The following is a 12,320-nucleotide window of genomic DNA, read 5'->3' as shown; positions in this document are numbered from 1 at the left end:
CGCACGGGACCCCAGTGACCCCAAAATCCCTCCCCGCCGACGACAGACTCGAGCGGTCGGCACGAACGGCGACCGCCGCACCGTCACCAGCCGACACCGAACTCCCCGGTCTGACGACCGCCGAGGCGCATCGGCGACTGACCGAGGTCGGCCCCAACTCGTTGCCCGACACCACGGTGCACCCCGTCACTCGCGCGCTGAGGAAGTTCTGGGCGCCGGTCCCATGGATGCTCGAGGCCGCCATCGTGCTCGAACTGGTGCTCGGCAACACCACCGGGGCAGCGGTGATTGCCGGCCTCCTGCTCTTCAATGCTGGCATCGGTCTCTACCAAGAGGGGAAGGCTCAAGCGACGCTGGCTGCGCTGAAATCCCGCCTTGCACTGAACGCATCGGTCTGCCGCGACGAGAACTGGACCATCATCGCGTCCGCCGACGTGGTGCCCGGCGACCTGGTCAAGTTATCGCTGGGGGCGGTCGTGCCCGCCGACGTCGACATCCTCACCGGATCCCTGCTGCTGGATGAGTCATCGCTGACCGGAGAATCAGAACCCGTCGAACGCGGTGCCGGCACCCACACCTTCGCGGGCGCCCTCGTGCAGCGCGGCACGGCCGACGCCCGGGTCACCGACACGGGGCCGCGCACCAAGTTCGGCAACTCCGCGGAACTGGTCCGCACGGCACACGTCGAAAGCTCGCAGCAGAAGGTCGTTCTCCGCGTGGTACGCAACATCGCCCTGTTCAACGGTGTGGTGACCGTTGCGCTAGTGGCCTACGCGATCACCCTCGGATGGACTTTCGGCATGACCGCACCGTTGGTCCTCACTGCGATCCTGGCAGCCATCCCCGTTGCGTTGCCCGCCACCTTCACCCTCGCCGCAGCGCTGGGAGCCCGCTTGCTCGCCAAAGTCGGGGTGCTCCCCACCCGACTCTCCGCCATCGACGAGGCCGCGTCGGTCGACGTCCTGTGCGTCGACAAGACGGGCACGCTCACCAAGAATCAGCTGTCGGTCGACACCGTGGCGCCCATGGCGGGTTACGACGAGTCTCATGTGATCACCTGTGCCGTACTGGCCAGCGACCAGGGCGGTCAAGATCCGGTGGACGCCGCCATCCGCACGCGAAGTGAACGACACCGGATGGCCCGGCCGCCCACGTTGCAGCGGTTCACTCCGTTCGACCCCGCCAACCGAATCTCCGAAGCATTGGTCACCACCGACGACGGCAGGCAGGTTCGGATCGTCAAGGGCGCCTTCGACACCGTCATCGCATTGTGCACGCCCTCGAACCCGGCAGCGGCGGCCCTTGGCACGTTGGAGGACCGGGGCCTGCGGGTTCTCGCAGTCGCCGAGGGGCCGACCGAAGCTCGACTGACCGTGATCGGCCTCGTCGCCCTCAGCGATCCCCCTCGGGCGGACTCCGCGGCGTTGATTTCCGAGCTCGCCGGCATGGGAGTGCGGATGGTGATGGTGACCGGCGATGCCGCGGCAACGGCAGGCAACGTCGCCCGCGCCGTCGGTCTTGACGGGAACGTGTGCCCACCTGGGCCGCTGCCCGCGAACGTGCGGCCCGAGCAATTCGCCGTCTTCGCAGGCGTCTTCCCGGAAGGCAAGTACGACCTCGTCAAGGGATTTCAGAAATCCGGTCACACCGTAGGCATGTGCGGCGACGGCGCCAACGACGCACCGGCGTTGCGGCAGGCCCAGATGGGCGTTGCGGTCTCCACGGCCACCGATGTGGCCAAGTCCGCCGCCGGGATCGTGCTCACCACGGCTGGGCTGGGAGGCATCGTCGCCGCGGTGACGGCAGGACGGCTCACCTACCAACGCGTCCTGACCTACACGCTCAATTCCCTGACCAAGAAGGTCACCAACGTCCTGTTCCTCGCCCTCGGCCTCGTCATCACCGGCCATGCGATTCTGACTCCGATGCTCATGGTCATCATCATGATCACCGGTGACTTCCTCGGGATGTCGGTCACCACCGACAACGTGCGGCCATCGGCCGCACCCAGCGTGTGGAAGATCGGCGATCTGACCAAGGCCGGAGTCGTCATGGGCTCGTGCATGCTGGCGTTCTGCACCGGCTCCCTGCTGATCGGCAAGTACTGCTTCGGGCTGGGCATCGGCCAGCTCCAGACACTGTCCGCGGTCACGCTCATCTTCGGCGGAGAGGCGATCTACTACTGCGTGCGGGAACGCCGACACCTGTGGAAGTCACGACCCAGCCGGTGGATGATCGTCGCGACGGTGGCCGATCTGGTCATCATCTCCCTACTTGCCGTGGGCGGCATCGAGATGCAGGCGCTGCCCGCGGCTGTCGTTGCCGGCTCCTTCGCCGCGGCGGCGCTGTTCGGCTTCCTCGTCGATTTCGTCAAGGTGCCCACCTTTCGGCGTCTGGAGATCTTCTAGGCAGCCTCGAACGGCCACGACGTCGACCTCGACCGACGAATTGCGCTGATGCACAGGCTTGTTGACGGGATGACAGCCGACCATCTGGACGCCATCGATTGATCTGCGCCGACGCGCAACTGTCGCTGTCCGGGACGTCGTGGTGCCGCTGACCGGGATACTGCATTGCTCCGGCGAGTCCCACCACGGAGAGTCGAAACCGCCGAATCAAGGAGGGACATGCCCAACGACACGATCACCGACGAGCGAGTGCCACTGCTGACACCGCTGGCACCGGAGATGCGGCGCGTGCTGGGTCACTTCTGCACCGGCATCGCCGTGATCACCGCACACGACGGTACCCGGCCGATCGGTTTCACCTGCCAGTCGGTTACGTCGGTCTCCCTGGACCCCCCTTACGTGTCCTTCTGCCCGGCCAATACCTCGACCAGCTGGCCGGCAATTCGTGAAGTCGGCGCGGTGAGCCTCAACATCCTTGCCGACACCCAGCGCGAAGTGTGCAGCCAATTCGCCTCCAGCGGCGGCGACAAGTTCGACGGCGTGCGTTGGCATCAGGGTGCAAACGGAGCGCCAGTACTACACGGGACGCTGGCCTCGATCGAGGCTGAGGTGGAGTTCACGCATCCCGCCGGTGACCACACGATCGTGGTCGCTCGGGTAACCGGGTTGTGGGCGCATTGCGAGCGCAGACCACTCTTGTTTTTCCGGGGCAGTTACAGCGCTCTAGGCGGATTGTCGGATGTCTGAGAAAGAGACAGACAAACCTCCGCCGAGAACCATTGTTGTTCAATGTCCTACGCAAATGGCTGCCGCTGATAGGCTCCGCGGGTACACTGCGGGAGCGGCTGGGAATTTCAGCTGACCCGGATGACCTCGGCTGTCAGCCGCCGAGATCGAGAATTTTCTTCACCGCACTCCGGGTGTGGGCCGCTAACCCTATGCAGGTCGGGATTCCCTTGCGACGGTTCATCGATCAGCCGCGATCACGTACATTCGGGGCAGGTGTGTGGTGACACGTCCACGCGCGCGGTCACACTAGGGAATCCGACATGACACGGGTAACCAGCGACGAGCTCGAATATGTGTCCGCGACGCTATGCGCCAAAAACCCAGGAGTCGATCAACACGATATCGCAAGACTTGTGTACGACGTCTACGAGGAACTGGCATCACAGGCCCGCTGCACCACCCACCTGATTCCCTTGACTCTCAATGTTTCCCGCCGCCGCTTAGCCGACGCGTACGGTCAAGGAGTCGGTGCCAGGGCCGCCATGTGGCGAGCGGCGATAAAGCTGAACAACAGGGAGGCGCCAATAGGGTTGCCGCCGCCGGGGTAGGTGGTGCCGCTGACGGCGGCCATCGTGTTACCCGCTGCATAGAGTCCCGTGATGGGGGATCCGTCGGGACGCAACGCCCGCGCGTGCGTGTCAGTCCGCACGCCACCTTTGGTGCCCAGGTCGGAGACGCCGAACGCCGCGGCCCGGTACGGCGGGATGTCGATGGGGATCAACGGCGATTCGCCTCCGAAGAACGCGCGGTCGTAGGCTTCGTCGCCGCGCCCGAAGTCCTCGTCCGTGCCGCTTGCCGCCAACTTGTTGAAGCGTTCGATGGTGGCTTCGAGATTGTCGGCAGGGACTCCGATGGCGGCCGCGAGTTCGGCGATGGTGTCGGCGGAATGCCACAACCCCGTCTCCCGGTATTCGGATTCGGCGACCATGGACACGTTGGTGGCTTGCACTGGAGGGATGGCGCCGTCGCGGCTGTCGTAAACCATCCAGAAGGGCAATTGGGTTTCACCAGAATCGATTTGAGCGAGTACGGCGCGCCCTAGTCGATCGTAGGGTGCGGATTCGTTGACGAATCGCCTACCGTCCTGGTTGACGAAGATACCTCCGGTGAACCAGAGCGCGAACGCTGAGCGACCGTCTGGATGTGTCAGCCCTGGTGACCACCACGCTTGATCCATGAGATCGGTGTCGGCTCCTGCCGCGATGGCGGCGTGATGAGCTGCTCCGGTGTTCCCCGGGGCGCCCATGGTGTCCGTCGCACTCCCAGGCACACCATACTCGCTGCGCATAGCGGCGTTGTGCTCGAATCCGCCGGCCGCCAGCAGAACTCCGCGTCGGGCGCCTACCCGCACCGCGCCGTCGGTGCGCTGAATCACGGCACCCACGATCCGGTCGTTATCGGTGATCAGTTCCTGCAGTGGGGCGTCGCGCCAGCATTGGGCGTTGGGGAACTTGTTCAGGGCTGCGAGGAAACGCCCCACCAGGGCGCGCCCGCCTGAGAGCTCATCAGGAGCGGGTACCCCGTGTCGCTCCGTGTCGAGTGGGCCTCGAACCAGTCCGGCGTAAGCTCCCAATTCACTGTCGGGCAAGGGAACCGGGACGATATGGCGGTATCCGTCGTTGCGCGCTCCCGGGACAGAGCCGTAGTAGTCCGGCCAGGGAAGCACCGCGAACTCGAAGTGAGAATCGGCCTCGAGATACTCGATGAGCTCGGCTCCGGTGCGCACGTAAGTGTCCTGCAGGTCACGGGGTGTGCGGTCACCGACGACTGCGTGGAAGTACTGCACGGCATCGGCCATTGTGTCGTCGGTGCCGGAACGGATGAGCACCGGGTTGCACGGATACCAGGTCCCGCCGCCGCCGGAATACGCCGTCGTACTTACCGCGCAATTGTCGTCGGGCCGGCACTCATGCCGGGGTATCGCTCGATCGCTCGCAATGGTGCACATGGTGCGTCGGCGGCAACCGCCCGGTCGACATCGATTGATCTAGCGGGAGGCGGCGCAAAGGCGTAGCGTTCCCAGTGCTGAGCCCTTCAGCCAGTCCGGATCGAGTTCGGCCGTCCGCCGCCGAATTCGAGGAGCTACCGCTCGAGCCGCACACGCCGACATCCTCCGGGGTACGAGCGCCTGATATCAGCCTAGCCATCACACAGAATTTTCCAGCTTCTGGTGGCCATCTGTTGATGAAACATATTGCTGGATAGCACTTCTGAGTGCGCTCTCGGACAACGGACGCGGTCCGGGCACTGGGCGGCACCGGACTAACCTGGGAGCAGAGTCATGAAAACCATCACGTGGGTGTCGAAATCCGTACGGGTTATGGGTGTGGTCACCATGGCCACCGCGACCGTCGCAGCCTGCAGCTCCAGTACCACCCAATCCTCGACCTCGACTGCACCCGCATCCACGGTAGCCGCCGGTCCGCCGATCAGCGTGCCGCTCACCAGCCAGCCGTCCGGCACAGTGTCACTGAGCTGGGACCCCCAGACCAAGAGCATCACCGCCAAGCTGCAGATGTCCGGATTCACCCCGGGCAGCAGTCATGCGATGCACATCCATCAAGGCAGCTGCGAAGCTCAGGGGAACGTCTTGGTGCCGTTTCCTGACGTCACCGCCGACAACGTCGGAGCGATCGACACCACCGTCAGCAGCTCGCAGCCCTCCGCGTCCGGGCTTGCCGCCGGTACGCTACTCAACATCCATCTGGCTCCGGCCGACCAACTCGGCAGCCCGGATTCGCTTGGATACACGCCCATTTCCTGTGCCGACATCACCCCTGCCGCCTCGACAAACTTGACTATGGCGCCACTGCCAGCACCTGGCCAGCACCCACAGGGGTCGGCGACATTGGCCTACGATCCGGCGAAGAAAACACTGTCCGTGGCCGCTACCGCGAGCGGTCTCGTCCCGGGCAGCGGCCATGCGATACATATCCATCTCGGCTCATGCGACTCTCAGGGCGCCGTCAAGTACCCACTCCCCGATCTGGTGGCCTCGCCCGACGGTAACGCCCAGGCGAACACCGTCATCCAGAACGTCGATCAGGCTCCACCGGCATCGGGTTGGTACATCAACGTCCACCTCGGATCGGCCGACCAGATCGAACAAAACGGGCAGCCAACCCTCTACTTCCAGCCCATCATCTGCGGCAACGTCGGCAAGTAGACGGGCGCTTCACCAGGCGTGGTGCACCGGCTGAAGCACTCCTCGACGAGCCGTCAGAGCTGACTTCGGAACGACTCCAACTCCTCGTGACGTTCAGAAGTGGTTTCGGGGTAGACCATCTTGAGTCCGTCGAGGGTATCTAGCACGATCTGAGAGACGATGAGGCGGGCGTTGTCCTTGTCATCGGCCGGCACGATGTACCAGGGCGCCTGCTCGGTGCTGGTTGCTTGCAGGCACTCGCCGTACACCTGCTGGTAGGTGTCCCAGAAGGACCGTTCGTGGATGTCGGCGAGACTGAACTTCCAGTTCTTTTCCGGCGCGTCGATTCGGGCACGGAACCGTTGGGCCTGTTCATCTTTCGACAGGTGCAGAAAGATCTTGACGATCTGGGTTCCGTTGCGGTGCAGGTGGGTCTCGAGGTCGCGGATCGACTGATAGCGCTGCTTCCAGAGGCTCTTCTGATCGATCAACTGATCGGGCAACCCGTGTCCGCGCAGAATGTCGGGGTGGACGCGGGCGATGAGGACGTCCTCGTAGTAGGAGCGGTTGAAGATGCCGATCCGTCCGCGTTCGGGCAGGTTGCAGGTGGTGCGCCAGAGGAAGTCGTGTTCGAGGTCCTGATCGGTGGGTTGTTTGAAGCTGAATACCTGGCAGCCTTGGGGATTCACACCCGACATCACGTGGCGGATCGCGCCGTCTTTGCCGGCGGCATCCATGCCTTGAAAGATCACCAGCAGCGCCCACTGATCGGAGGCGTAGTGCAGTTGCTGCAGCGCGGCGAGTTTCTCGACGTGTTTCTTCAGCTGTTTCTTATAGTTCTTGTGCGACTCGTAGAGGGCTGTCACCGCAGTCGGCACGTCGGCAAGATCAACGCGGAGACGGGATGCCACCCGAAAACCTGTCGCGTCGATCGTCATAGTGGCGGTCACGACGACGTCGGCTGATTATCGCCGTCATGGAAAACGTGATCCGTGGGGGCGCTGGGCCTGTGTAGAAGATCGCGGGCTGGTGCGGAGACCACCATGACCGGGACTCGCGCCGCAGATGTCGTCATCGGGTGGAGTTCCAAGTCCAGTTGCGGATTTCGGGGAGGTCCTGGCCGTGGACATTGATGTAAGCGGTGTGCTCGACAAGCTTGTCGGCCATCGTCTGTCTGAGATAGTCACCCGTCGCGCCGAGCTGTGGTAACCGGTCGATGACGTCCATGACGAGATGGAAGCGATCGAGTTTGTTCTGTACGCGCATGTCAAAGGGTGTGGTGATGGTGCCTTCTTCGTTGTAACCGCGGACGTGCAAATTCCGGTTGGTACGCCGGTAGGCGAGCCGATGGATCAGAGTCGGGTAGCCATGGAACGCGAAGATGATGTGCTTGTCGGTGGTGAACAGGGCGTCGTAGTCGCCGTCACTCAACCCGTGCGGGTGCTCGCTGGCGGACTGCAGTTTCATCAGGTCCACCACGTTGACCACGCGAATCTTCAACTCCGGCAAGTGGTTCCGCAGAATCGACACCGCCGCCAGCACCTCCAGAGTTGGGGTGTCCCCGCAGCAGGCCAGCACCACGTCGGGTTCGACGCCGCGGTCGTTGCCGGCCCACTCCCAGATACCGATGCCCTCGGTGCAGTGCACCTGGGCTTCGTCGATATCGAGCCATTGGGGCATCGGGTGTTTGCCCGCGACGATGACGTTGACGTAGTGCCGGCTGCGCAGGCAGTGATCAGCCACCGACAGCAGGCAATTGGCGTCCGGCGGCAGATAGACCCGGACGACATCGGCTTTTTTGTTGACGACATGGTCGAGGAAGCCGGGGTCTTGGTGGGTGAACCCGTTGTGGTCCTGCTGCCACACATGGGACGCGAGCAAGTAATTCAATGACGCGATGTCACGACGCCACGGCAGCTGCCCGGTGACCTTGAGCCATTTGGCATGCTGGTTGAACATCGAGTCGACGATGTGGATGAACGCTTCATAGCAGTTGAACAGCCCATGCCGCCCGGTGAGAAGATACCCTTCCAGCCAGCCTTCGCTCTGATGCTCGCTGAGCATCGAATCCAGCACGCGCCCTTGGGTTGCCAGGTCCTCGTCGGTATCGACGGTGCGGGCCTCCCACTGCCTGTCGGTGACCTCGAAGACCGCGCCGAGCATGTTCGACAGGGTTTCATCAGGCCCGAAGAGCCGGAAGTTGTGGGCAACGTCGTTGGCGGTGATGACATCACGCAGGAAGTCGCCCAGCACGCGGGTGTCTTCGCTCTCCACCGCGCCGGGCGAGGCCACCGCCACAGCGTAGGTGCGGTAATCGGGCATCGCCAGGTCGCGCACCACTCCGCTGTTGGTGTGCGGGTTGGCACCCATCCGCCGCTGTCCGCGGGGAGCGAGTGCGGCCAGCTCGGGCAGCAGGCGACCGGTGTGATCGAAGAGCTCGCTGGGTTTGTAGCTGCGCATCCAGTCATCGAGCTGTCCGACGTGTCCGGGATGGGCCTCGTCGACCAGCAGCGGCACCTGATGCGCGCGGAATGTTCCTTCGATCTTCACGCCGTCCACGAACTTCGGCCCGGTCCAGCCCTTCGGTGACCGGAGCACGATCATCGGCCACCGCGGTCGGGTGCTATCGCCCAGACTGCGGGCGTTGCGCTGGATGGTGTGAATGGTGTCGATCGTCTCGTCGAGGACGGTGGCCATCAACTCGTGCATAGCCTCGGGATCGTCGCCTTCGACGTAGCGCGGTTCCCAGCCGCAGCCGCGCAGGAACTGGTCGAGTTCCTCCGGTTCGATGCGGGCCAGGATGGTGGGGTTACTGATCTTGTACCCGTTGAGATGCAGGATCGGCAGCACCGCCCCATCCCCGATGGGATCGAGGAACTTGGTCGACTGCCAGGCGGTGGCCAGCGGACCGGTCTCGGCTTCACCGTCGCCGATGACGCAGGCGACAACCAGGTCCGGGTTGTCGAACGCGGCACCGAAGGCGTGACTCAGCGAGTAGCCGAGTTCCCCGCCTTCGTGGATCGATCCCGGCGTCGTCGGCGCGACGTGGCTGGAAATGCCTCCGGGGAAAGAGAATTGGGTGAACAGCTTCGTCATCCCGGCCTCATCCTGACTGACGTCGGGATAGATCTCGGAGTAGGAGCCTTCAAGGTAGGTGTTGGCGACCAGCGCCGGCCCGCCGTGACCGGGGCCGGCGATGTAGAACATGTCCAGGTCGTACTTCGTGATGGCGCGGTTGAGGTGTACGTAGATGAAGTTCTGCCCCGGCGTCGTCCCCCAGTGCCCGACGACAAGCGGCTTGACATCCGAGAGTTCCAGCGGCCGCTTCAGCAGCGGGTTGTCGTAGAGATAGATCTGGCCCACCGACAGGTAATTCGCTGCCCGCCAGTATGCGTCCATCCGATGCAGCAGTTCGGGTTCCAGTGTGCGGGTGTCGGGTAACAGCGGTGCGGCGATCGTCATGGGGTGTCCTCGTGTTCGGTCTTGGGCACGCTGGTGTCGATGACGTTCGGCGCCGGTGGGTGCCGTAGCGCGGAGTCCGTCAGCAGTCGGATGAGCTGACACTCGTCCAACGCGGTCCAGGCGCCGCGGGTGACGCGCCACCGATCAGGATCGTCTTCGAGCCCGAGAGCAGTCGTTGCGCTCGCCCCGCTCCGACCCGCTGCGGTGGGCGGCGTTGTCACCGAGGTTTCTCGCGCGTCGCGGAACATCAGCCAGTAGCCCCAGCCGATCAACGACAGGAAGACCAGGCCGACGATCATCACCGAATCCCCGGGCCAGCGGATCCGTTGGCTATCGCCACCGGTTCCGGGATCGGTGACTGCAGCTGTGGGTCGACTGCCGCGGCGCCCTCACGGGCCAGAAACGATCCGAGCTCGGCGATCGTCGACATCAACGGCGCAGGGAACACCACAGTCGTGTTCTTGTCCACCCCGAGCTCAACCAACGTCTGCAAATTGCGCAACTGCAACGCCAACGGATGAGCCATCATCGTGTCGGACGCATCACCCAACGCCGCCGCCGCCATCGACTCACCCTCGGCAGCAATGATCTTCGCCCGCTTCTCCCGCTCCGCCTCAGCTTGGCGGGCCATCGCCCGCTTCATCGTGTCGGGCAACTGAATGTCCTTGAGTTCCACCAAAGTAACCTGCACGCCCCACTCGATCGTCGTCACATCCAGAATCGCCCGGATATCAAGATTGATCTTGTCGGTCTCCGACAACGTCTCATCCAATGTGTGCTGACCGACCACCTTGCGCAACGTGGTCTGCGCGATCTGATCAATCGCCGAATAGACGTTCTCGATCGCCACCACCGACTTCACCGCGTCGACCACCTTGAAATAAGCCACCGCCGACACATCGACACTGACATTGTCGCGGGTGATGATCCCCTGAGACTGAATCGGCATCGTCACAATCCGCAACGAAATCCTATGCAGCACATCAACATAAGGGATAATGAACCGCAACCCAGGATGACGCTCACCGATCACCCGACCCAACCGGAACAACACGCCATCCTCGTACTGCTTAACCACCCGAACCGACATCGCGGCCAGCAGCAGTACAACGACGACGAGAACGACGACCGCGATAACGAGCGCGCTCATCGCCGGGGACCCGTCGGCGCGCCGTGCCCACCAGTGACTGCGGAAGCAGATCGAGTGGAGCTGTATCGAACGGGGAAACTCTGAGGAACAGTCATGGCGATCCTGAGGTGCAGATGATCACCGGCATGTGGGGCCTTGGAGCAAACGCTCCGGAGTTCCGCGGCGGACAGCCGAACTCATCCCAAACCAGCTGAAATTCTCAGCACCTGCAACGTTACACCGGATTGCGACCTACGCACACGCTCCCAATCCCAGACAAACAGGCTGCGCAGCGGTCGTCGGGAGCCCTTCGCGGCGGTACCCTGAGGCTAGCTATCCACCTCGCAGCCGTGGGCTGCATGGATATGCCAGGTCCTTCGTGGACCAAATGAGCGCAGGTGGCATAGGAATGACGGAGTTCACCGACAGCATCCCCGCCGGGTCGCTGACCCCAGAACGGGCCAGCGCCGACGCCGCCGACCTGAAGGCCGCCATGGGGGAATTGGCCGGTCTAGTGTCCGGGAGTCGCGGGCTCCCCGAGTTGTTGGCCGAAGTCGCAGCCTTCGCCGTGCATGCGATCCCCGGCGCCGAAGGCGCGGGGGTGACCCTGCTGCAGGTTGACCGGGCGGACAACACGATCGAAGCGCTCGCGGCGAGCGCGCCCTTTGTCGCCGAAATCGACGAAATTCAGTACGTCACGCTGAACGAAGGTCCGTGCATCACGGCAGCGTTGGAACGCCGGACCGTACGTTCCGGGTCGCTGGGTGGCGAGAAGATGTGGCCGCGGTTCGGCCCGCGGGTGGGCAGATTGGGCGTGCACAGCGCGCTGTCGCTGCCGCTGCTACTACCGGGGCAGGTAGTCGGCGCGATCAACGTCTATGCCCATGACAAAGACGTCTTCGACGAGCACGCCGCTGAACTCGGGGAACTGTTCGCCAAACCGGCAGCGGTCGCAGTGCACAACGCCCAAATTCTCGCCAAGGCAAAAGCCCTGGCTGCCCAGTTGCAGACCGCGCTGTCCACCCGCCCGGTAATCGATCAAGCGATCGGGCTGCTTCGCGGACGCACTGGGCGCAGCGCCGAGGAGGCGTTCGCCCAACTGCGGGCGATCAGCCAGGCTGAGCATCGCAAACTGGGCGACGTGGCGCAACGCATTGTCGACGAGGCGGTCCGCCGCGCGCGCGCCCGGCACAACCCGACCTGAACCGCTTTATCCCGGCCGGGTTGCGGTTGTGGGGCACCGCACGCGTAGATTTGGCAGCGGAGGCACAGCTCGGGACCGGTCCTGACCGATAGCCCGCACCCTCCACCGTCTGCGGCGACTCGCCTCGTTCGGCTTCGGCACGCGTGATCGGCGCTCGGGAGCGCCCAGCGGAGCACTCAACTC

9 protein-coding genes are annotated in these 12,320 nt (G+C 63.8%); 4 read left to right on the top strand and 5 right to left on the bottom strand.

Annotation, left to right across the window (positions count from 1 at the left end):
* Positions 1–14: 14 nt before the first annotated feature.
* Both H7J73_RS26810 and H7J73_RS26805 read left to right on the top strand, forming a co-directional pair.
* The gene (locus tag H7J73_RS26810) at positions 15–2,408 is read left to right on the top strand and encodes an HAD-IC family P-type ATPase (protein ID WP_264070829.1); all 2,394 of its coding nucleotides are present in this window, start codon (positions 15–17) and stop codon (positions 2,406–2,408) included.
* A 219-nt stretch (positions 2,409–2,627) separates the two neighbouring features.
* A complete protein-coding gene (locus H7J73_RS26805) occupies positions 2,628–3,155 on the top strand; it encodes a flavin reductase family protein (RefSeq protein WP_264070828.1) in 528 nt (175 codons plus the stop codon).
* Positions 3,156–3,654: 499 nt separating this feature from the next.
* On the opposite strand, the gene H7J73_RS26800 is transcribed toward H7J73_RS26805, so the two are convergent.
* The gene (locus H7J73_RS26800; protein ID WP_435405587.1) at positions 3,655–5,145 is read right to left on the bottom strand and encodes an FAD-binding protein; all 1,491 of its coding nucleotides are present in this window, start codon (positions 5,143–5,145) and stop codon (positions 3,655–3,657) included.
* A 333-nt stretch (positions 5,146–5,478) separates the two neighbouring features.
* On the opposite strand from H7J73_RS26800, the gene H7J73_RS26795 reads away from it, so the two are divergent.
* The gene (locus H7J73_RS26795; protein WP_264070827.1) at positions 5,479–6,363 is read left to right on the top strand and encodes a CHRD domain-containing protein; all 885 of its coding nucleotides are present in this window, start codon (positions 5,479–5,481) and stop codon (positions 6,361–6,363) included.
* 53 nt (positions 6,364–6,416) lie between these two features.
* Here H7J73_RS26795 and H7J73_RS26790 read toward each other — a convergent pair whose 3' ends face one another.
* The 4 genes from H7J73_RS26790 to H7J73_RS26775 form a co-directional block, all read right to left on the bottom strand.
* Positions 6,417–7,280, bottom strand: a complete 864-nt coding sequence (locus tag H7J73_RS26790) for an ADP-polyphosphate phosphotransferase (RefSeq protein ID WP_276031816.1) — start codon at positions 7,278–7,280, stop codon at positions 6,417–6,419.
* Between the two features lie 133 nt (positions 7,281–7,413).
* Positions 7,414–9,804, bottom strand: a complete 2,391-nt coding sequence (locus H7J73_RS26785) for a phosphoketolase family protein (protein ID WP_264070825.1) — start codon at positions 9,802–9,804, stop codon at positions 7,414–7,416.
* Positions 9,801–10,103: a hypothetical protein gene (locus H7J73_RS26780; protein WP_264070824.1), complete on the bottom strand. Its 303-nt coding sequence runs from the start codon at positions 10,101–10,103 to the stop codon at positions 9,801–9,803. The genes H7J73_RS26785 and H7J73_RS26780 overlap by 4 nt, the downstream gene beginning before the upstream one ends.
* Positions 10,103–10,954 carry a slipin family protein gene (locus H7J73_RS26775; RefSeq protein ID WP_264070822.1) on the bottom strand — a complete coding sequence of 284 codons (852 nt, stop codon included), beginning with the start codon at positions 10,952–10,954 and terminating at the stop codon, positions 10,103–10,105. Before H7J73_RS26775 ends, H7J73_RS26780 begins: the two co-directional genes overlap by 1 nt.
* Before the next feature lie 388 nt (positions 10,955–11,342).
* Between H7J73_RS26775 and H7J73_RS26770 the strand changes: the two genes are divergently transcribed.
* Positions 11,343–12,137: a GAF and ANTAR domain-containing protein gene (locus H7J73_RS26770; protein ID WP_264070821.1), complete on the top strand. Its 795-nt coding sequence runs from the start codon at positions 11,343–11,345 to the stop codon at positions 12,135–12,137.
* The last annotated feature ends 183 nt before the right edge of the window (positions 12,138–12,320 follow it).

Source organism: Mycolicibacterium komossense (genome assembly GCF_025822605.1).
In the GTDB taxonomy this organism is placed as follows: Bacteria; Actinomycetota; Actinomycetes; order Mycobacteriales; family Mycobacteriaceae; genus Mycobacterium; species Mycobacterium komossense.
This window is presented reverse-complemented; position numbering and strand designations above follow the sequence as displayed.

What these genes read in the sequence shown, in the direction of transcription:
- H7J73_RS26790 (WP_276031816.1), bottom strand. Translation starts at nt 7,280, where the DNA reads ATGACGATCGACGCGACAGGTTTTCGGGTGGCATCCCGTCTCCGCGTT.
- H7J73_RS26780 (WP_264070824.1), bottom strand. Translation starts at nt 10,103, where the DNA reads ATGATCGTCGGCCTGGTCTTCCTGTCGTTGATCGGCTGGGGCTACTGG.
- H7J73_RS26785 (WP_264070825.1), bottom strand. Translation starts at nt 9,804, where the DNA reads ATGACGATCGCCGCACCGCTGTTACCCGACACCCGCACACTGGAACCC.
- H7J73_RS26775 (WP_264070822.1), bottom strand. Translation starts at nt 10,954, where the DNA reads ATGAGCGCGCTCGTTATCGCGGTCGTCGTTCTCGTCGTCGTTGTACTG.
- H7J73_RS26805 (WP_264070828.1), top strand. Translation starts at nt 2,628, where the DNA reads ATGCCCAACGACACGATCACCGACGAGCGAGTGCCACTGCTGACACCG.
- H7J73_RS26800 (WP_435405587.1), bottom strand. Translation starts at nt 5,145, where the DNA reads ATGTGCACCATTGCGAGCGATCGAGCGATACCCCGGCATGAGTGCCGG.
- H7J73_RS26770 (WP_264070821.1), top strand. Translation starts at nt 11,343, where the DNA reads ATGACGGAGTTCACCGACAGCATCCCCGCCGGGTCGCTGACCCCAGAA.
- H7J73_RS26795 (WP_264070827.1), top strand. Translation starts at nt 5,479, where the DNA reads ATGAAAACCATCACGTGGGTGTCGAAATCCGTACGGGTTATGGGTGTG.